Annotated in this window: 20 protein-coding genes; 12 read left to right on the top strand and 8 right to left on the bottom strand. The window is 70.9% G+C overall.

Annotated features, from left to right (window positions below):
- Both OXQ95_RS01060 and OXQ95_RS01065 read left to right on the top strand, forming a co-directional pair.
- Positions 1-453, top strand: a complete 453-nt coding sequence (locus OXQ95_RS01060) for a YaiI/YqxD family protein (protein WP_267379238.1) — start codon at positions 1-3, stop codon at positions 451-453.
- Between the two features lie 87 nt (positions 454-540).
- The gene (locus OXQ95_RS01065; RefSeq protein ID WP_267378468.1) at positions 541-3,183 is read left to right on the top strand and encodes a TonB-dependent receptor; all 2,643 of its coding nucleotides are present in this window, start codon (positions 541-543) and stop codon (positions 3,181-3,183) included.
- Here the strand turns inward: OXQ95_RS01065 and OXQ95_RS01070 are convergent.
- The 3 genes from OXQ95_RS01070 to OXQ95_RS01080 are packed head-to-tail and all read right to left on the bottom strand — an operon-like array spanning position 3,180 to position 6,128.
- Positions 3,180-4,718 (bottom strand): ABC transporter permease/substrate-binding protein, encoded by a 1,539-nt coding sequence (locus OXQ95_RS01070; RefSeq protein WP_267378471.1) that lies wholly within the window; start codon positions 4,716-4,718, stop codon positions 3,180-3,182. The two genes, OXQ95_RS01065 and OXQ95_RS01070, sit on opposite strands and share 4 nt — an antisense overlap.
- Complete coding sequence (locus tag OXQ95_RS01075) at positions 4,715-5,479, bottom strand: ATP-binding cassette domain-containing protein (protein ID WP_267378474.1); 765 nt, start codon at positions 5,477-5,479, stop codon at positions 4,715-4,717. The genes OXQ95_RS01070 and OXQ95_RS01075 overlap by 4 nt, the downstream gene beginning before the upstream one ends.
- A 46-nt stretch (positions 5,480-5,525) precedes the next feature.
- Positions 5,526-6,128, bottom strand: a complete 603-nt coding sequence (locus tag OXQ95_RS01080) for a hypothetical protein (protein ID WP_267378477.1) — start codon at positions 6,126-6,128, stop codon at positions 5,526-5,528.
- Between the two features lie 119 nt (positions 6,129-6,247).
- On the opposite strand from OXQ95_RS01080, the gene OXQ95_RS01085 reads away from it, so the two are divergent.
- Genes OXQ95_RS01085 through OXQ95_RS01095 form a run of 3 tightly spaced genes read left to right on the top strand, consistent with a single transcriptional unit; the run spans position 6,248 to position 9,144 of the window.
- On the top strand, positions 6,248-6,916 hold the full coding sequence (locus OXQ95_RS01085) for a response regulator transcription factor (RefSeq protein WP_267378480.1): 669 nt from the start codon (positions 6,248-6,250) through the stop codon (positions 6,914-6,916).
- Positions 6,917-6,968: 52 nt separating this feature from the next.
- Positions 6,969-8,306: a HAMP domain-containing sensor histidine kinase gene (locus OXQ95_RS01090; protein ID WP_267378482.1), complete on the top strand. Its 1,338-nt coding sequence runs from the start codon at positions 6,969-6,971 to the stop codon at positions 8,304-8,306.
- Between the two features lie 52 nt (positions 8,307-8,358).
- Entirely contained in the window at positions 8,359-9,144 is a 786-nt protein-coding gene (locus OXQ95_RS01095; protein ID WP_267378485.1) for an SDR family oxidoreductase, read from the top strand.
- Here the strand turns inward: OXQ95_RS01095 and OXQ95_RS01100 are convergent.
- Entirely contained in the window at positions 9,141-9,434 is a 294-nt protein-coding gene (locus OXQ95_RS01100; protein WP_242096559.1) for a 4a-hydroxytetrahydrobiopterin dehydratase, read from the bottom strand. The two genes, OXQ95_RS01095 and OXQ95_RS01100, sit on opposite strands and share 4 nt — an antisense overlap.
- Positions 9,435-9,496: 62 nt before the next feature.
- On the opposite strand from OXQ95_RS01100, the gene ccmA reads away from it, so the two are divergent.
- Together ccmA and OXQ95_RS01110 are read left to right on the top strand one after the other, a co-directional pair.
- Positions 9,497-10,084: a heme ABC exporter ATP-binding protein CcmA gene (gene ccmA, locus OXQ95_RS01105; RefSeq protein WP_267378492.1), complete on the top strand. Its 588-nt coding sequence runs from the start codon at positions 9,497-9,499 to the stop codon at positions 10,082-10,084.
- Entirely contained in the window at positions 10,081-10,725 is a 645-nt protein-coding gene (locus OXQ95_RS01110) for a heme exporter protein CcmB (protein ID WP_267378495.1), read from the top strand. Before ccmA ends, OXQ95_RS01110 begins: the two co-directional genes overlap by 4 nt.
- On the opposite strand, the gene OXQ95_RS01115 is transcribed toward OXQ95_RS01110, so the two are convergent.
- Complete coding sequence (locus tag OXQ95_RS01115) at positions 10,722-11,546, bottom strand: inositol monophosphatase family protein (protein ID WP_267378498.1); 825 nt, start codon at positions 11,544-11,546, stop codon at positions 10,722-10,724. The genes OXQ95_RS01110 and OXQ95_RS01115 overlap by 4 nt on opposite strands.
- A 68-nt stretch (positions 11,547-11,614) precedes the next feature.
- Between OXQ95_RS01115 and OXQ95_RS01120 the strand changes: the two genes are divergently transcribed.
- Both OXQ95_RS01120 and OXQ95_RS01125 read left to right on the top strand, forming a co-directional pair.
- Positions 11,615-12,145 (top strand): peroxiredoxin, encoded by a 531-nt coding sequence (locus tag OXQ95_RS01120; RefSeq protein ID WP_267378500.1) that lies wholly within the window; start codon positions 11,615-11,617, stop codon positions 12,143-12,145.
- A 71-nt stretch (positions 12,146-12,216) separates the two neighbouring features.
- A complete protein-coding gene (locus tag OXQ95_RS01125; protein ID WP_267378502.1) occupies positions 12,217-13,236 on the top strand; it encodes a GGDEF domain-containing protein in 1,020 nt (339 codons plus the stop codon).
- 404 nt (positions 13,237-13,640) lie between these two features.
- Here the strand turns inward: OXQ95_RS01125 and OXQ95_RS01130 are convergent, their stop codons facing one another.
- From OXQ95_RS01130 to OXQ95_RS01140, 3 genes are all read right to left on the bottom strand, one after another.
- On the bottom strand, positions 13,641-14,258 hold the full coding sequence (locus OXQ95_RS01130) for a YbhB/YbcL family Raf kinase inhibitor-like protein (protein ID WP_267378504.1): 618 nt from the start codon (positions 14,256-14,258) through the stop codon (positions 13,641-13,643).
- Positions 14,258-14,839: a hypothetical protein gene (locus tag OXQ95_RS01135; protein WP_267378506.1), complete on the bottom strand. Its 582-nt coding sequence runs from the start codon at positions 14,837-14,839 to the stop codon at positions 14,258-14,260. Before OXQ95_RS01135 ends, OXQ95_RS01130 begins: the two co-directional genes overlap by 1 nt.
- 62 nt (positions 14,840-14,901) lie before the next feature.
- Entirely contained in the window at positions 14,902-15,519 is a 618-nt protein-coding gene (locus tag OXQ95_RS01140) for a flavin reductase family protein (protein ID WP_267378509.1), read from the bottom strand.
- Between the two features lie 44 nt (positions 15,520-15,563).
- On the opposite strand from OXQ95_RS01140, the gene OXQ95_RS01145 reads away from it, so the two are divergent.
- From OXQ95_RS01145 to OXQ95_RS01155, 3 genes are read left to right on the top strand one after another with little or no spacing between them, the layout of a single operon-like run.
- Positions 15,564-16,298 carry a cytochrome b/b6 domain-containing protein gene (locus OXQ95_RS01145; protein WP_242096544.1) on the top strand — a complete coding sequence of 245 codons (735 nt, stop codon included), beginning with the start codon at positions 15,564-15,566 and terminating at the stop codon, positions 16,296-16,298.
- Entirely contained in the window at positions 16,295-17,044 is a 750-nt protein-coding gene (locus OXQ95_RS01150) for a molybdopterin-dependent oxidoreductase (RefSeq protein WP_267378513.1), read from the top strand. Before OXQ95_RS01145 ends, OXQ95_RS01150 begins: the two co-directional genes overlap by 4 nt.
- Positions 17,045-17,062: 18 nt before the next feature.
- Positions 17,063-18,292, top strand: coding sequence for a cyclopropane-fatty-acyl-phospholipid synthase family protein (locus tag OXQ95_RS01155; RefSeq protein WP_267378516.1), 1,230 nt, complete (start codon positions 17,063-17,065; stop codon positions 18,290-18,292).
- The last annotated feature ends 30 nt before the right edge of the window (positions 18,293-18,322 follow it).

Genomic DNA, 18,322 nt, shown 5'->3' on the forward strand with positions numbered 1-18,322 from the left:
CTGCGCATCCTGGTCGACGCGGACGCCTGTCCGGTGAAGGACGAGGTGTACAAGGTGGCGTGGCGGCACGGCGTGGCCGTCACGATCGTGAGCAACCAGCGGATCCGGATCCCCGACCATCCTCTGGTGTCGCGCGTCGTGGTGAGCGACGCGTTCGACGCCGCGGACGACTGGATCGCCGAGACGGTCGACCGGGATGCGGTGGTCGTAACCGCCGATATCCTGCTCGCCGACCGCTGCCTGAAGGCGGGCGCGCAGGTGCTCGGCCCCAATGGCAAGCCGTTCACGACCAGCTCGATCGGCGGTGCAATCGCCACGCGCGCGATCATGGCGGATCTGCGCGCGGGCGGCGACGCGATCGGCGGCCCGGCGCCGTTCGCCGCCGCGGACCGGTCGCGCTTTCTCTCCGCGCTCGATGCCGCGCTCGTCCGGATGAAGCGTCGCCCGGCATAATCCTGCGACAATTGGCGGCTAGCGGCGGCACGGCACCGGATCGATTTCGTTCGCGGAGGATCGGGCCGCGCGGGTGAAGGGGTGAACATGCGTTTCGAAATCGGGTTGATCGCGGCGCTGGGCGTCGCGCCGGGCATCGCCGCCGCGCAGGACGTGCCGGCGGCGCAGGCCGGTGCGCCCAAGACCACATCGCCCACCCGCGCCACGCCCGCCGACGAGGCGACGGACGAGCCCGACATCATCGTCCGCGGCACGCGCACGCCGCCCGGATCGGTGATCGGCGACATCACCCCCGATCAGGTGCTCGGGCCCGCCGACATCCGCTCCTATGGCGTGAGCACCATCGCGGACCTGCTGAACGAGCTGTCGCCGCAGACGACCAGCGGCCGCGGCAGCGGAGCGCCCGTCGTGCTGCTCAACGGCCGCCGCATTTCGAGCTTCGCCGAGATCCGCGACATCCCGACCGAGGCGATCGCCCGCGCGGAGATCCTGCCCGAGGAGGTCGCGCTGAAATATGGCTATCGCGCCGACCAGAAGGTGGTGAACATCGTGCTGCGCCGCCGCTTCCGCGCGGCCACGCCCGAACTGAACGACACGCTCGCCACCGCCGGGGGCCGCAACACGCCGCAGGGGCAGATCGACCTGCTTCAGATCGCGCGCGACAAGCGGTTGAACCTGCACGTCAATTATACGGAGAGTTCGGCGCTGACCGAGGCCGAGCGCGCTATCGCGCCCGTCGCCGGCACCACGTTCGACGGCGTCGACCAGCGCCCCTATCGCACGCTGCTACCCTCGGCGCGCGACTTCAGCACCAATGCGGTCCTCGCGCGCAACATTTTCGGCACGATCGGCGCGACGCTCAACGCCCGGATCGAGGCGACGCAAGGGGTCGGCGATTTCGGCCTGCCGACCGTCGCGCTCACCGTGCCCGCCACGAGCCCGTTCGCGGCGGCGGGCACCGGCACCGTGGTGCGGACGCTCGGCACCGATCCGCTGACGCAGACGAACGAGGCCATCACCTATCACGCCGGCACGACGTTCAACGGCGATCTCGGCCATTGGCGCTGGTCGCTCACGGGCAATTACGACCGGGTCGACAGCAAGACCTTCACCGCCACCGGATTCGATGCCAGCGCCTATCAGGCGCGGCTGAACGCGGGCGATCCGACCGCCAATCCGCGCGGACCGCTGAACGTCGGCGACTTCGATGCGCTCGGCGTGAACAGCGCGCGCTCCACTTCCAATGTCGGCGGCGCCGATGCGCTGTTCAACGGCACGCTGTTCGATCTGCCAGCGGGCGCGATCGGCACCAGCGTGCGCGTCGGCGCGTCGGCGAGCGATTTCACCAGCCGCTCCTATCGCTCAGGCCTGACGCAGAGCGGCGACGTGTCGCGCGACATCGTCAACGGCCAGGTGAACATCGACGTGCCGATCACCAGCCGGTCGAAGAATTTCCTGTCGGCGGTCGGCAATCTGTCGGCCAACTTCAACCTGGCGGAGGACCATCTCTCCGATTTCGGCACGCTCCAGACGCTTGGCTATGGCGCGAACTGGTCGCCGATCGAGGCGCTGCGCTTCCTCGTCTCGCACACCGATCAGGACGAGGCGCCGACCGCGGCGCAGCTCGGCAACCCGCAGGTGACGACGCCCAATGTCCGCGTATTCGACTATATCGCCGGTACCACCGCGACCGTCACGACGCTGACCGGCGGCAACCCGAATCTCGTCGCGGACGATCGCCACGTCACCAAGATCTCGATGACGCTGAAGCCGTGGAAGGCGAAGGACCTGACGCTCACCGCGGATTATGTGGCGAGCCGGATCGAGAATCCGATCGCCTCCTTCCCGAGCGCCACCGCAGCGATCGAGGCGGCGTTCCCCGGCCGCTTCACGCGCGACGCCGACGGGCAGTTGCTCCGCGTCGATTCGCGCCCGATCAACTTCGCCGAAAGCCGCAGCTCGCAACTGCGCTGGGGAATCAACTTCTCGCACCCGCTCAAATCCAAGATCCAGAAGGAGATCGCGGCGTTCCGCGCCGGGCTCGGCCCGAATCCCTTTGCGGGGCTGAACTTTCCCGGACGGCCGGGCGAGCGCGGGCCGGGCGGCGAGGGGCCGCCTCCCGGTGGCGGGCCGGGCGGAGCCCCGGGCGGCGGTGGGCCCGGTGGTGGTGGTCCCGGCGGCGGCGGCGGGCGCGGCTTCGGTGGTGGCGGCGGCGGTCCCGGTGGCCGTGGCGGGCAGGGCGGTGGGCGGATCCAGTTCGCGGTCTATCACACCTGGCACTTCACCGATCGCGTGCTCGTGCAGCAGGGCGGCCCGTCGCTCGATCTGCTGAACGGCGACACCGTCGGATCGGGCGGCGGCCAGGCGCGCCACGAGGTGGAAGGCCAGGCCGGGATCACCAACAACGGGCTGGGGGCGCGGCTGTCGGTCAACTACGCCAGCGGCACGCGCGTGAACGGCGGCACGACGGCCGCGCCGGAGACGCTGAACTTCGGCGGGCTCGCCACCGCCAATCTGCGCCTGTTCGCCGATCTGGGACAGCGGCTCGATCTGCTGAAGGCGCACCCCTGGGTGCGTGGCATGCGGCTCAGCCTGTCGGTCGAAAACATCCTCGACAGCCGCCAGCGCGTGACCGACGCGACGGGGGCGACGCCGGTCAGCTATCAGCCCGACTATCTCGATCCGCTCGGCCGCACCGTGCGCTTCACGATTCGCAAGCTGTTCTTCTAGAGGCCGATCGTCCTGGCCAGCCAGCGCGCGGCCGCTTCCGGGCTCTGCTTGTCGGAGTCGCGGTCGACGCGGTAGTTCGCCGCGCGCATCGCCGCCACCGGCACGCGCCCGACGAGCGGGCGCAGCGTCGCCAGCAGCCGAGCATCATGCGCATGCGCGGGTGCGACGAGCAGGATCGCGTCATAGCCGGGGATCGCGCGTGCGGGATCGCTCAGGACGCGCAGGTGATCGGCGGCGATCCGCCCGTCGGAGGAAAAGGCCGAGATCGCATCCGCCCGGCCGCTCTCCAGCGCGCGGTACATGAAGGTGGGGCTGTACGGCGTCGTCGCGGCGAACCGCATCGGATAGGCGCGCTTCACCGCCGCCCATTCGGGCCGGTCGAGAAATTCGAGATCGGAGCCGAGCCGCAGCGCGGGCGAGGCGCGCGCCAGATCGGCGAGCGTCGCGATCCCCCGCGCCCGCGCATCCTCCTCGCGCATCGCAAAGGCATAGGCGTTCTCGAAACCGAGCGGCCCGACGAGCGCGACGCCGTGCGCGCGCGCCGCCCAGTCGCGGATCGCTGCCACCATCGCGGCATGATCGGGCACGTCGGTGCGCTTCATCTCCGCGGTCCAGATCGTGCCCGCATAATCGACATACACGTCGACCGCACCGCTCGCGACCGCGCCGAAGATCACTGCCGAGCCCAGGCCGTCGCGATAAGTGACATGGTAGCCCGCGCGCGTGAGCCGGTCGCCGATCAGGCGCGACAGAATATATTGCTCCGAGAAGTTCTTGGCGCCCACCACGATGTCGCGCGATCCGGCACGGTGCGCCCAGAGCGGCGCGGTCGACAGCAGCGCGCCGCCGAGGAGCGCCGCCACGCCGGCGACGATCATCCAGCGCCGCCGCTCCGTCAGCCCGCGCTCGATCAGCCCGATCAGCAGATCGACCGCGAGCGCGAGCGCCGCGGAGGCGACGCAGCCGGCCAGCACCAGCGCCCAGGCCTGGGTCTGGAGCCCCGCGAAGATCAGGTCGCCGAGACTCGCATAGCCGACCGTGGTCGACAGCGTGGCGGCGCCGATCGTCCACACCGCGGCGGTGCGGATGCCCGCGATCAGCACGGGGGCGACGAGCGGCGCCTCGACCAGGCGCAGTTTCTGCGCGGGCGTCATCCCCACCGCATCCGCCGCGGCGATCACCGCGGGATCGAGCCCGTGCAGCCCCGCGACCGCGTTGCGCAGGATCGGGAGCAAGGCATAGAGCGTCAGCGCGATCAGCGACGGCAGAAAGCCGAGCGCGGGGATGCCGCCGCCCACCAGCGACGAGAGGATCAGCAGCAGCGGATAGAAAAGCGCCAGCAGCGCGAGGCTGGGGATGGTCTGGACGAGGCTGGCAAAGCCCAGCGCGACCCGCGCGACCGCGGGCCGCCGCGCCGACCACATACCCAGCGGCAGGCTGATGACGATGCCGAGCAGCAGCGCGCTGCCGGCGAGCAGCACATGCCCGGCGAGCAACGGCGGCACGCGCGCCATGGCATCCCAGAACGCGCTCACGGCGTGCGCTCCCGCAGCCGTTCCGCCTGGTCGCGCGGCACCGCGACGAGCGCCTGCGCCGCATCCCCGCCCCGGCCCGACAGAAGCGCGGCCGGCGTTTCATCGGCGACGATCCGCCCGGCCTTCATCACCAGCACGCGGTCGGCGAGCAGCAGCGCCTCCGCCATGTCGTGCGTGACGAGGATGGTGGTGAGCCCCAGCCGGTCGTGCAGCGCGCGGATCGACCGGCCGAGCGCGTCGCGCGTCACCGGATCGAGCGCGCCGAACGCTTCGTCGAGCAGCAGCAGCCGGCCGCCCGGCGCCAGCGCGCGCGCGATGCCCACCCGCTGGCGCTGGCCGCCCGAAAGCTGGCCGGGCATGCGCCCGGCGAGCGCGGGGGGCAGCTCGACCTGTTCGAGCAGCGCTTCCACCGGCGCGTCGGCACGGCCGGCGATGCGCAGGCCGATCGCCACATTCTCGGCGACCGTCATATGCGGGAACAGGCCGATCTCCTGAAAGACATAGCCGATCCGCCGGCGCAGCGCCGGCGCGGGGCCGGCGGCGACATCGACCCCGTCGATCGTCACGCGGCCCGCGCTCGGCACGACCAGCCGGTTGATCGTCTTCAGCAGCGTCGATTTTCCCGATCCCGACGTGCCGACCAGCGCGACGAACGTGCCGCCGGCGATCGCCAGCGACACGCCATCGACCGCGGGCGCGCCCTCGCCGAAGCGTTTCGTCACGCCGTCGAAGGCGATCGCGGGGCCTTGCGGGTCTGCCATCGCCCGAAAGCATGGGCGATGGCCGAGGGCTGGTCAAACCGGTAACTCAGCGCGCGGCGGGCACCGCCGTTGCGACAGGCGTCACCGAGGGTGCGGCGACCGCTGCGGGCGGCGGGGGCGGCGGCGCGGCGCGGTCGTCGGGGCCGGGGCCGTGATCCGGGCCGTCGCCATGGGGACCGTGGCGGCCATGCGGCCCGCCGAGCGGCTCCAGCGCGGTCACCTTGCCATCGGGGCCGACGAGGAAGGCGGCATGGAGGAAGCCGCGATCGAACCGGCCCTGCACGGTCACCGCCTCGCTCGGGCGGATGAGCCCGCCGTCTTCGCCCTGGCGGCCGGTATCGACCAGCGCGCGGCCGGTGGAATCGGCCATCACGAACTTGTTGCCGAAGACCTCGACGACGCGGCCGCGGATGGTGACGATGCCGTCGTCGCTGAGCGAGCGGATCGCGACCGGGGTGGCGGGCGCCATGGTGACGCTGGGCCGCGTCGCCTCGACCGCGAGCGCACCGGCGCCGCCGCCGAGGACGAGCATGCCGGCCGCGACCGCGGCGATCGTGCCGCGGCGGCCGAGGCGATGGCTGATGGAGCGGGGGCTGATGGAGCGGGGGCGGATGGAGCGGGGGGGGATGGAGCGGGACGAATCGGTCATGATGGTTACTCCTCGAGTTGACGATGCCCTTCTATCGCTGCCATCCCGACCCCCACTGAACCGCGCCGTTCAGCTTCGGTTTGGTCGGGGGCGATAGCGGTCGGGGCAGGAGGACGGCCATGCGCATCTTGGTGGTGGAGGACGATGCCGCGCTCGGCGACGGGCTCGCGCGGGCGCTGCGGGCGCAGAATTTCGCGGTCGACGTCGCCACGGACGGCGAGGATGGCGCGCATCTGGGCGAAACCGAGCGCTACGACGCCGCGGTGCTCGACATCGGCCTGCCCAAGCGCGACGGGATCGCGGTGCTGCGCGGCTGGCGCGCGGCTGGGCGCGATCTGCCGGTGCTGATCCTGACCGCGCGCGACGGCTGGTCGGAAAAGGTCGAGGGCTTCAAGGCGGGGGCCGACGATTACCTCACCAAGCCGTTCCGCATCGAGGAGGTGGTGATGCGGCTGCGCGCGCTGGTGCGCCGCGCGGCAGGCCATGCATCGGCCAGAGTCGTTTGCGGTCCGCTCGCGTTCGATGCGCAACTCGGCACGTTCGAGCTGGACGGGCTGCCGCTGAAGCTCACCGCCTTCGAATGGCGCGTGCTGTCGCAACTGATGCTGCGCCGCGAGGTGGTGGTGGAGCGCGCCGACCTGATCGAGCGCGTCTACGAAGGCGATGCGGACGTCGATTCCAATTCGATCGAGGTGATCGTCGGCCGCCTGCGCCGCAAGATCGGCGCGACGCTGATCGAGACGGTGCGTGGGCGCGGCTACCGCCTCACCGCGGACGGCCGGGCGTGAGGATCTGGGCGTGAGAATCTGGGCGTGAGAATCTGGGCGTGAGGACCTGGGCGTGAGGATCGTGCCGCGGTCGCTGTACGGCCGGCTGCTGGGCATTTCCGCGATCACGACGCTGATCGCGCTGGCCTTTGCGGGCGTGGCGATCGGGCGCGTGCTCGAACGGTTCGTGGTGCGCGGGCTCGACCAGCAGCTCGATGCCGAGACCGGGATGCTCGCGCGCGCGGTGCGCCCCGACGGCGTGCTGATGCCCGGTCGGATCGTCGACCTGCCGGCCTTCGCCGATGCCGAGCCGGGCTGGGGCTGGCGCGTCGATTCGCCCATGCGCCACTGGGTGCGCGGCGATGCGGCGGATGTGCCGCCCGCGCAAGCGCCGGACGGCCCGGGGCCCCGGCGACATGGCGGTCCGCATCCCGGCGAGGCGCGGGCGCTGGGGGGCGAGCGCGTCCATCTGCGTAGCGTGACGGTCGCGACTGGCGCCGGACCGGTGACGATCGCCGCCAATGCCCCGGCCCGGATCGCGTTGGCGCCCTTGTACGAGGCGCTGGTCCCGCTGCTCACGTCGCTGGCGGTGCTGGGGCTGGGGCTGGCGGCCGCGACCGCGCTCCAGTTGCGGCTGGGGCTGCGCCCGCTGCGCCGGCTCGCCGGTTCGCTGGGCGCGGTGCGCGCGGGGCGGGCGCGGCACATCCCCGCGGACCAGCCCGCCGAGATCGCACCGCTCGCCGCCGAGCTCAATGCGCTGATCGACCAGAATAGCGAGCGGCTCGACCATGCCCGGCGTCATGTCGCCAATCTCGCCCACGGCCTGAAGACGCCGCTTGCCGCGCTGGGGCTGGCACTGGCCGAGGAGGGGCGCGATCCCGACGGTACGCTCGGGCGGATGGTCGCGCGCATCGACGCGCAGGTTCGCCATCATCTCGGCCGCGCCCGTGCGGCCGCGCCCGGCGGCGGGCAGCGCGTGCGCACCCCGCTGGGGCCCGCCGTCGCGGATCTGGCGGCGGTGCTGGCGCGCATCCATGCCGATCGCGCGGTGACGGCGACGATCGCGGTAGCGGACGATCTGACGGTCGCGGTGGACCGGCAGGATCTGGACGAGATGCTCGGCAATCTGCTCGACAATGCCTGGCGCCACGCGCGCGGCGCGGTGCGGATCGCGGCGGTGCGCGCGGGTGCCGTCATGGTGCTGGCGATCGAGGACGACGGCGCGGGGCTCGATCAGGGCGCGCGCGTCGAGGCGCTGGTGCCCGGCCGCCGGTTGGACGAGCGCGGCGACGGGCATGGCTTCGGCCTGCCGATCGCGGTGGAGCTGGCCGAACTGAACGGCGGCACGCTCACGCTCGAACCCGCGGCCGGACTCGGCGGATTGCGCGTCGTGCTGACGCTGCCCGCCTGACCCTCGACAGCGCGGCCGGCCCCGCGCATGCTGCGCGCAAAGAGGAGAGATCATGGCGAACGAACGGGCGATCTTCATCACCGGCGGCGCATCGGGAATCGGGCGGGCCACCGCGCAACTGTTCGCCGGCCGCGGCTGGCGCGTCGCGCTCGCCGATGTGAACCCGGCGATGCTCGTCGAAACCGCCGCGACGATCCCCCGGGGCCTTGCGACCACCTATGTGATGGACGTGCGCGACCGCGATGCCTGGGTCGAGGCGCTGGACGCGTTCACGGCGATGACGGGGCGGCTCGACGTGCTGTTCAACAATGCCGGCATCGGCCTCGGCGGGCCGCTCGCCGAGGCGCCGTTCGACGCGATCGACCGGGTCGTCGCGATCAACTTCATGGGCGTGCTGAACGGCGCGCGGATCGGCCATGCGTATCTGGCGCGGACGCCGGGCTCGTGCCTGCTCAACACCGCATCGGCGTCGGCGATCTATGGCTCGGCCGGGCTCGCCACCTATTCCGCCACCAAATTCGCGGTGCGCGCGCTGACCGAGGCGCTGGACGGAGAATGGGCCGCGGACGGGATCAAGGTGCGCGGGCTGGTGCCCGCCTTTATCGACACGCCGCTGATCGACGCGCCGCCCGAAGGCTCGAACCGCTCGATCCGCACCGTGGTGAGCGATGCCGGCATGGAGATCACCCCGGTCGAGCGGGTGGCGCAGGCCGCGTGGGACGCGGTCCACGGCGATCGGCTGCAGACGCTGGTCGGCCGCACCGCCCACCGGCTGGCGTTCGCCGCGCGCTGGATGCCCGGATCGCTGCGCAAGCGCATGCGCCAGCGGCGGCGCTAGCGGTCGAGGATCGCGTCGATCGCGGTCGCCATCTCGATGTCGCGCGGCGACAGGCCGCCGGCATCGTGCGTCGTCAGCAGGATGGCCACGCGGTTCCACACGTTCGTCCATTCCGGGTGATGGTCGGCCTTTTCCGCGATCAGCGCGACGCGCGCCATGAAGCCGAACGCCTCGGCGAAATCGGCGAAGACCACGTCGCGCGTGATCGCGTCGCGCGCCTCGTCATAATCCCAGTCGGGCAGTCCATCGAGCGCCTCGGCCCGTTCCGTCTCGTTCAGCGCCTCGATCACCGTTCGCCTCCCCTCGCTCGCCCGCTTGCCGTGGCCGCGACGCCACGGGTATGGCGGCGGGGATGGCGGGGCAAGCGACTTTCACCGATCGGCACGGCGCGCTGGCCCTGACGGGCGTCGCCTGCACGCGGGGCGGCCGGATGCTGTTCGAAGGGCTCGACCTCGCGCTCGGCGCAGGCCAGGCGGTGCTGGTGACCGGCCCCAACGGTGCGGGCAAATCGAGCCTGTTGCGGATCGTGGCGGGTCTGCTCGCGCCATCGCACGGGCAGGCGCGATGCGAGGGCGGCGTCGCGTTGCTGGACGAACGCCATGCGCTCGATCCCGAACGGCGGCTGTGCGACGCATTGGGATTCTGGGCGCGGCTCGATGCCGGGGAGGCCGCACTGGCGGCGCTGGCGCTCGATCGTCTGGCCGCGGTGCCGGTGCGGCTGCTTTCGACCGGCCAGCGCCGTCGTGCCACGCTCGCGCGCATCGTCGCCGGCGACGCGTGGCTGTGGCTGCTCGACGAACCCGCGAACGGCCTCGATGCGCCCGGGCTGGCGCTCGTCGAGGCGCTGATCGCGGGCCATCGCGCGGCGGGCGGTGCCGTCATGGTGGCGACGCACCTGCCGATGGCGCTGCCCGGCGCGACGGCGGTGCGGCTCGGATGAGGGCGTTCGCCACGCTCGTCGGGCGCGACCTGCGCCACGCCTGGGCCGGCGGCGGGGCGGGCTGGCCGATCGCCTTCTTCCTGCTCGTCGCGATCCTGTTCCCCTTCGCAGTCGGGCCGGACACGGCGTTGCTCGCGCGGGTCGGCGGCGGCGTGATCTGGGCGGCGGCGCTGCTCGCGGCGCTGCTTCCCGTGGACCGCCTTTTCGCGCCGGACCTGGAAGCGGGGGTGATCGACCAGTTCGCGGTGCGCGGGATCGCGCTCGCGCTCGTCGCCGCTGCGCGCACGCTGGCGCATTGGCTGAGCTTCGGGCCGCCCTTGATGCTGGCGGCGGTGATCGCGGCGGGGTTGCTGGGGCTGCCGGGCGCGACGCTCGCGCGCGTCGAGCTCGGGCTGGCGATCGGGACGCCCGGCCTCGCCGCGCTGGCGGTGGCGACGGGCGCGCTGGTGGCTGGCCTGCGTCCGGCGGGGGCGGTGGCCGGGCTGGTGATGCTGCCGCTCGCGGTGCCTTTGCTGATCTTCGGCGCGGGGGCGATCGATGGCGGGGCGGGCGCGATCAAGCTGCTCGCCGCGGTGTCGCTGCTGCTGCTGGCGGGTGGCCCCTTCGTGGCGGCGGCGGCGCTGCGGGCGGGGATGGACTAGCCTGCCCGCGGCACGGCGTCTTGGTCGTTCACGCCGTGGATCGCCTCCAGCACGTCGTCGGTGCGCGCCGGATCGCCGATCGCGAGCACATGGCCCGCGCTCGCCGCGGTCAGCGGATCGCCGTTCCAGTCGCACATCCGCCCGCCCGCGCCCTCGACCACGGGCACCAGCGCGGCGAAATCATAGAGTTGCAGGCCGGATTCGCACACGATGTCGAGATGGCCGCTCGCGAGCAGCCCGTAATTGTAGCAATCGCCGCCATAGACCGGTCCCTGGCGCGGCTGCCCGCCCGAGACGGCGGCCACGAGCGCGAGGAAATGCGGCACGTCGCCCTCGCCGAACAGATGCGGGCTGGTGGTGGCGACGATCGCGCCGTCGAGCTGCGCGCAGGTCCGCGTCCGCGTCGCCACGCCGTTCAGCGTCGTCGGCCGCCCCGCCACGCCCAGCCAGCGCTCGCGCTGCACCGGCTGGTCGATGATGCCCAGCACCGGCCAGCCATCCTCCACCAGGGCGATCAGCGTGCCGAAGATCGCCCGGCCGACGGTGAAGCTGCGCGTGCCGTCGATCGGATCCAGCACCCATTGCCGCCCGGTGATGCCCGGCTTCTCGCCATATTCCTCGCCCACGATCCCGTCGCCCGATCGCTCGGCGTCGAGCAGCCGGCGCATCGCCGCCTCGGCCTCGCGGTCGGCGCGGGTGACGGGGGAGCGGTCCGCCTTGATCTCCAGCCCCTGTTCGGCGCGGAAATAGGGGCGGATCGCGGCACCCGCCGCATCGGCGAGGCGGAGCGCGAGTTCGATGTCGGCGCGGGAAACGGGCATGCGCCGGTGCCTATCGCAACGCCGCGGCGCGCGCTAGGATGGGGCTCGATCATACAAGGATGTCCCCGATGCGCCGCCTGACCCTGCTCGCCGCCCTTTTGCTCGCGGCCCCCGCCATGGCAACGCTCGCACCGGGCGCCAAGGCACCCGATTTCACCACGCGCGGCGCGATCGCGGGCAAGGTGTTCAGCGTCCATCTCGCCGACCAGCTGAAGAAGGGCCCGGTCGTGCTGTATTTCTTCCCGGCGGCCTATACCGGCGGCTGCAACGCCGAAGCGCACGCCTTTGCCGAGGCGATCCCGCAGTTCCAGAAGGCGGGTGCGACGGTCATCGGCATGTCGGGTGATCCGGTCGACACGCTGGTCAAATTCTCCGCCGAGAAATGCGCGGGCAAGTTCGCGGTGGCGAGCGCGGGTCCTGCGGTCATCAAGGGCTATGACGTGAGCCTCGGCCGCCAGGTGATGGGCCATGACGCCACCACGCGCACCAGCTATGTGATCGCCCCCGACGGCAAGGTGGCGTTCGTGCACGACGACATGAACCCGGCCGATCACGTCGCGATGACGCTGGCGGCGGTGGAGAAGATCACCCACCGCTGAGGATTTACGGCGCGCGGGCAATCTTATCCTAACCATTTCGTGTCAGCAGGGCAGGGGGAACGGAGGGAGCGATGGGAAAGGCGCAGGGACGGCCAAAGGAGGCGGACGATCTGTACGATCGCATCGGCCTGTTTCTGGCGACCCAGGGGCTGAGTGCCGAGCCCGAGCATTACCGCTTCGCCTATGCCGCGCTCGCCGATCCGGAGAGCCTGGTGGGGCAGGCGGTGGCACGGCTGACGTTGGATGGCGTGCGACTGACGCGCCAGGATATCGAGCGGCTCGGCGGATCGGTCTCGACCCGCCAGCCGCCGGTCCGCGCGCGCGCGCCGGGTGACGACGAGGCGGAGCGTCTCGTCGCCGAAACCGCGGCGCAGGTGGATGGCTTCGCCACGATGATGCAGGCGATCCGCGAGGAAACGCGCGATTTCGGCGCCGATCTCGCGCAGAGCGCCGCGTCGATCCAGCGCTCCCAGGAACAGGCGGGGATCGAGCGGATCGCGCGCGTCGCGAGCGCAATGGTCGCTCGCGTCCGCGAAACCGAAAGCCGGCTCGCCCAGGCGACGCGCGAGACCGAGGCGTTGCGCAGCAAGCTGGCCGAGGCCCGCAACGCCGCGCGGCATGACGCGCTGACCGGCCTGCCCAACCGGCGCGCGTTCGAGGAAGCCTTTGCGGCACGCGATGCGAGCGACGGCCCGTGGTGCCTGGCGGTGATCGACGTCGATCGCTTCAAGCAGGTGAACGATGCGCACGGCCATGCGGTGGGCGACCGCGTGCTGAGCGCGATCGGCAAGGTGCTGACCGAAATGTGCGCGGGCCATCTGGTGGTGCGCCATGGCGGCGAGGAATTCGCCGTGCTGCTGCGCGGCGTCGCGCTCGCCCAGGCCGCCGAGGTGTTGGATGCGGCGCGTGGCGAGATCGCGGGCAAGCGCTTCCGCAGCCGCGAAACCGGCCAGCCGCTGGGCGAGGTCACCTTTTCCGCCGGCGTGACGGCGGTGCGCAAGAGCGAGACGGCGGAAACCGCCTTCGCCCGCGCCGACCGGCTGCTTTATGCGGCCAAGGCTGCCGGCCGGGATCGCGTGAGCGCCGGCTGAACGAACGCGCCACAAGCTGGCGCGATTTCATGGACGAAGATGGCGGAAATCGCCACTATCGATCCCGCCAAAACAAAGAAACGAGCGAAACCAGCCATTTAGCGATTTGGCACGGGGCCTGCAAAGCGTCTGGGGTCACCGGATGATCCGGTGGCAGAAGCCGAAGGAACCCACCATGTCGCTCCGTTTCGCCGCCGCCCAACGCTTCGCCCTCACGCTGTCGGGCGCGCTCGTCTTCGCCGCGCTGTTCGTCAGCGCCGCCGTCCCCGTCCTCCCGGTCGCCTGAGCGCCGAGCCTGTCCGGGAGATCTCCGATGCGCCCCACGCTCCTCATCGCACTCGCTTCGTTCGCGACCTCCATCCTCGTCCTGTTCGGCACCGGCGGGACCGCGCTCGGCTGAACCGTCAGGCGGGTACGCCCGCACCGATCGGCCCCGCAGGCACCGCTTCGCCCCGCGAATAGGTGCCGATCAGCAGCGCGGCGGCCAGCACATGCCCCTGCATCGCCTCGACCAGCGCCGACCGTCCGGGGGTCGCGCCGGGATCGGTCGCGCCTGCACCCAGCGCGAAAAGCTGGAAGGCATAACGATGCGTGCCATGCCCTGTCGGCGGATCGGGCGGCAACCAGCCCTCGCGCAGGAACGAATTGCGGCCGACATCGCGGCCGGATGAATCGCCGTCGCCGTCCGCCACGATCGCGCCTTCGGCCAGCCGACCGATTTCGGGCGCGAGGCCCCAGACGATCGCATGCACCAGTGGCGAAGGCGCGGGCGCGTCCGCATCCTCGACGAGCAGCGCCAGCCGCGCGGTGCCGGCGGGCGGCGCCTCCCACAGTAGCGGCGGCGAGACCCCCGCGCCGTCCGCGGTGAAGCGTTCGGGCAGGCGCGCGCCGTCGGCGAAGGCGGGGCTCGTCAGGCCGAACGTCGCAAAGCCGTTGCCGAGCTTGGCGATCGCCAGCGTATCGGCGCCCGCGCGCCAGCCCGAGAGCGCCTGGCCGAGCCAGCCGGGAATATGTTCCAGCATCAGCCGGCCGCCGCGGCGCTGCCGTTGCCGGCTCCGGTGCGGGCGGGATCGCGCGGTGCGCCGTCGCCCGATGGGCAATCGCCGGCGCGGGTCGCCGGCGCCGCGCCCGCATACCAGCGCGAGGTGGCACCCATCGTCGCGGCGTCGTGATAGCAGGCCTCGCCCTTGCGTGTCTTGGGATCGACGAAGAGCGTCCAATCATGGTCGCCGCAATCATGCGCCTCGCAGCCCCAGCTCGCGATCCGTCCGCGATCGGCGAAGATCGGCGTCTGCGGTCCGCCGCCGTTCACGATGATCCGGCGCACCTTGGGGTCGATCACCGCGCCGTTGAGCGCGCTCGCCACTTCGGTGCGATCGAAGAACGCCACGCCGTCCACCGCATCCGACGGATAGTGGCCGACATAGGCGGTGATCGGCGTGGTCTGCGTCTGGCCGGGCAGCGGCGTGGCGGGCTTAACCTCGGGCGGCACGAAGCCGGCCGCCACTGCGGCATTGCCGGCCGCGGCGGTATCCTCGGTCGATTTGTGGCACGCCGACAGGGCCAGCGCGGCCACCAACAATCCCGTCAACTGCGTGCGCATAGGCGATCTCCGTTCGACCTTCCAACGCCGCGATCCGCCCTGCGGTTGCGCAGCCGTCACGATCAGCCCGGCCGGCGCATTCGGAACAGCGCATCCTCGGTGATCTCGAAGTAATCGGCCGGGCCGCCGCCGCGCGTGATCGGCCGCGCGCGCGCCGTCTGGTACACGCCGTCCTCCAGCATCGCGGTGTCGATATGGACGCCGATCGCCTCGCCGATCACCAGCCACTGGTCGAGCGCGCGACCCTCCTTCGTCTCCAGCCGGATCAACTGCGTCAGCCGGCATTCGAAGCTCACCGGGCTCGCCGCCACGCGCGGGGGCGCGACGAGGCGCGAGGGCGCCGTTTCCAGCCCCGCCAGCGCGAATTCGTCCACCGCGGCGTCGACGCCCGCCGAGCTGGCGTTCATCGCCTCGGCCAACGGGCGGGTGGCCAGATTCCACACGAACTCGCCCGTCGCTTCCGCATTGGCCACGCTGTCCTTCCAGCCCATCGAGGAAAAGCCGATCAGCGGCGGGCTGTAGTTCAGCGCGTTGAAGAAGCTGTAGGGCGCGAGATTGGCGACGCCGTCCTTCGAGACCGTGCTGATCCAGCCGATCGGCCGCGGGGCGACGATCGCGTTCAGCGGATCGTGCGGCAGGCCATGGCCTTGCGCGGGCTCGTAGAAATGCCATTCGGTCATGCGGTTCGTTCCTGCTATGCTGTGGCCAGAAGCGAAGGACAGGCATGGACGTTCCCCCGACCCCCGGCAGTTTGGTCCACCGGCATCGCCTGGCGACGCGGCTCTGGCATTGGGCGAATGCGGTGGCGATCCTGATCCTGCTTGGATCGGGCCTCGGCATCTCGAACGCGCATCCGCATCTCTATTGGGGCAAATATGGCGCCAATTTCGATCACGCCTGGGCGAATCCGCCGTTCATGCCCGGCTGGATCACCATTCCCACGACCTACAATCTCGCGCTGTCGCGGCGCTGGCACCTGTTCTTCGCGCTGGTGCTGGCCTTCTCGCTGCTCGCCTTTCTGGTGGCGGGGCTCCTCAACCGCCATTTCCAGCGCGACCTGACGATCCGCGCGCGCGAGCTCGCGCCCCGCCATCTCCGGGCCGACGTCAAGGCGCATCTGGCGTTCCGCTTCCACGATCCCGATCGGCCGATCGCCTACAACATCCTTCAGAAACTGGCCTATGCCGTCGTGATCTTCGGGCTGATCCCACTGATGATCTTCACCGGGCTCGCGCTCTCGCCCGGCATGGACGCGGCCTGGCCATGGCTGCTCGACATCTTCGGCGGGCGCCAGTCCGCGCGTTCGATCCATTTCATCTGCGCCTGCGCGGTCGGCGGCTTCGCCGTGCTCCACCTCGTGCTCGTGATTCTGGCGGGGGCGGGCAATGAATTGCGCTCGATCCTCACCGGCTGGTGGCGCGTGCCCGACGAACCCCCGCACCGGGAGCATGGCGCATGATCGACCGTCGGACCGCGCTGGTCGGCGGCGCCGGGCTGCTGCTCGCGGGCTGCGACCAGGTGGCGCAGATCCCCGCCGCGCGCAAACTCCTGTTCACCGGCGAGACCGCGAACCGCGTGCTGCAACGCAGCCTCCAGACGCGCCTCGGCGGCCGCGGCGCGCTCGCCCCCGAATTCACCGCGGCGGACATGTCGCCGATCTTTCGCGGCAACGGCACGCAAAATCCCGGCACGCCGCAATATGACGCGCTGGTGGCGAACAATTTCGCTGACTACCGGCTCCGGATCGACGGGCTGGTGGATCGGCCGCTGTCGCTGTCGCTCGCGCAGATCCGCAGCCTGCCGGCGCGCACGCAGATCACCCGGCACGACTGCGTCGAGGGCTGGAGCGCGATCGGCAAATGGCACGGGCCGCTGCTCGGCACCTTGCTGAAGGCGGCGGGGGTGCGCGCCGGCGCGCGCTACATCGTGTGCATCTGCGCCGATTTCGGCGGCACCTATTATGATTCGATCGATCTGATCGACGCCTTCCATCCGCAGACGATCCTGGCCTGGGCGATGAACGACCAGCCTTTGTCGGTGGTGCACGGCGCCCCGCTGCGCCTGCGTGTCGAACGCCAGCTAGGTTACAAACAATCCAAATATATCATGGAGATCAGGGCGGTCGCCAGCCTTGACGGCATCGGTGGCGGCAAGGGCGGCTATTGGGAGGACAATGTCGATTACGATTGGTATGCTGGAATCTAGGCGCTAGTCGGGTCTGCAATGGCTTTGATCGATCGTTTCCTCGCCCGCCGCGTCAAGCGCGGGCAACTCACCGTCACGCATGCCGATGGCAAGACACTCCGCTTCGGCACGCCCGATCCCGCTTTTCCGGACGTGGCGATCCGCTTCACCGATCGCGGCGCGGCGAGCTTCATCGTCCGCCATCCGGCGCTGGGTGCGGCGGAGGCGTTCATGGACGGCCGCCTGGTGGTCGAGCGCGGCGACATCCGCGATCTCGTCAACCTGCTCACCGCGAACGATCCCTGGGAGGCCGGGGCGGACGCGCTCGCGGCCAATCCCTTGCGGCGCAGCGTGGCCGCGGTCACGCACCGCCTGAACCGGATCAACATGGCGCGCCGCTCGAAGCGTAACGTGGCGCATCATTACGATCTGTCCGACCGTCTGTACGATCTCTTCCTCGATGCCGACCGGCAATATAGCTGCGCCTATTTCACCGATCCGGCGAACACGCTGGAGCAGGCGCAGGACGACAAGAAGGCGCATATCGCCGCCAAGCTCGCGTTGCGGCCGGGCATGCGCGTGCTCGACGTCGGCTGCGGCTGGGGCGGGATGGCGCTGTATCTTCACGCCAAGACCGGCGCCGAGGTGCTGGGCGTGACGCTCAGCGAAGAACAGTTGAAGGTGGCGCGCGCCCGTGCCGAGGCGGCGGGCGTGGCCGACAAGGTGCGCTTCGAACTGATCGACTATCGCCACGTCACCGGCCGGTTCGATCGCATCGTCTCGGTCGGCATGTTCGAACATGTCGGCCCGGCGCACTACAAGGCGTTCTTCCGCCAGTGCCGCGACCTGCTGACCGACGACGGCGTGATGCTGATGCACACGATCGGGCGGATGAACGGCCCCGGCATCACCGACGACTTCACCACCAAATACATTTTTCCGGGCGGCTATAATCCGGCGCTGTCGGAGATCGTGCGCGGCTATGAAGGGCTGCGGATGTTCCCGACCGACATCGAGGTGCTCCGGCTCCATTATGCCTGGACGATCGACCATTGGTACGACCGGACGACGGCCGCCAGGGCCGACATCGTCGCGCTGTACGACGAGCGGTTCTTCCGGATGTGGCAATTCTATCTGGCGGGTGCGGGCGCGGCGTTCCGGCACGGGGGCCTCTGCAACTATCAGGTGCAGCTCGCACGCAGCCGCACCGCGCTGCCCGTCACCCGCGATTACATGATCGCGGGCGAGGCCGCGCTGCGCCGGGCCTAGACGTCATCGAATAGCCGGCGCCGCGCGACC

It is taken from the genome of Sphingomonas sp. GC_Shp_6, assembly GCF_026540835.1.
Lineage (GTDB): Bacteria > Pseudomonadota > Alphaproteobacteria > Sphingomonadales > Sphingomonadaceae > Sphingomonas.

What these genes read in the sequence shown, in the direction of transcription:
- OXQ95_RS01120 (WP_267378500.1), top strand. Translation starts at nt 11,615, where the DNA reads ATGCGCCGCCTGACCCTGCTCGCCGCCCTTTTGCTCGCGGCCCCCGCC.
- OXQ95_RS01135 (WP_267378506.1), bottom strand. Translation starts at nt 14,839, where the DNA reads ATGCGCACGCAGTTGACGGGATTGTTGGTGGCCGCGCTGGCCCTGTCG.
- OXQ95_RS01155 (WP_267378516.1), top strand. Translation starts at nt 17,063, where the DNA reads ATGGCTTTGATCGATCGTTTCCTCGCCCGCCGCGTCAAGCGCGGGCAA.
- OXQ95_RS01130 (WP_267378504.1), bottom strand. Translation starts at nt 14,258, where the DNA reads ATGCTGGAACATATTCCCGGCTGGCTCGGCCAGGCGCTCTCGGGCTGG.
- OXQ95_RS01085 (WP_267378480.1), top strand. Translation starts at nt 6,248, where the DNA reads ATGCGCATCTTGGTGGTGGAGGACGATGCCGCGCTCGGCGACGGGCTC.
- ccmA (WP_267378492.1), top strand. Translation starts at nt 9,497, where the DNA reads ATGGCGGGGCAAGCGACTTTCACCGATCGGCACGGCGCGCTGGCCCTG.
- OXQ95_RS01145 (WP_242096544.1), top strand. Translation starts at nt 15,564, where the DNA reads ATGGACGTTCCCCCGACCCCCGGCAGTTTGGTCCACCGGCATCGCCTG.
- OXQ95_RS01140 (WP_267378509.1), bottom strand. Translation starts at nt 15,519, where the DNA reads ATGACCGAATGGCATTTCTACGAGCCCGCGCAAGGCCATGGCCTGCCG.
- OXQ95_RS01110 (WP_267378495.1), top strand. Translation starts at nt 10,081, where the DNA reads ATGAGGGCGTTCGCCACGCTCGTCGGGCGCGACCTGCGCCACGCCTGG.
- OXQ95_RS01080 (WP_267378477.1), bottom strand. Translation starts at nt 6,128, where the DNA reads ATGACCGATTCGTCCCGCTCCATCCCCCCCCGCTCCATCCGCCCCCGC.
- OXQ95_RS01065 (WP_267378468.1), top strand. Translation starts at nt 541, where the DNA reads ATGCGTTTCGAAATCGGGTTGATCGCGGCGCTGGGCGTCGCGCCGGGC.
- OXQ95_RS01095 (WP_267378485.1), top strand. Translation starts at nt 8,359, where the DNA reads ATGGCGAACGAACGGGCGATCTTCATCACCGGCGGCGCATCGGGAATC.
- OXQ95_RS01125 (WP_267378502.1), top strand. Translation starts at nt 12,217, where the DNA reads ATGGGAAAGGCGCAGGGACGGCCAAAGGAGGCGGACGATCTGTACGAT.
- OXQ95_RS01115 (WP_267378498.1), bottom strand. Translation starts at nt 11,546, where the DNA reads ATGCCCGTTTCCCGCGCCGACATCGAACTCGCGCTCCGCCTCGCCGAT.
- OXQ95_RS01075 (WP_267378474.1), bottom strand. Translation starts at nt 5,479, where the DNA reads ATGGCAGACCCGCAAGGCCCCGCGATCGCCTTCGACGGCGTGACGAAA.
- OXQ95_RS01150 (WP_267378513.1), top strand. Translation starts at nt 16,295, where the DNA reads ATGATCGACCGTCGGACCGCGCTGGTCGGCGGCGCCGGGCTGCTGCTC.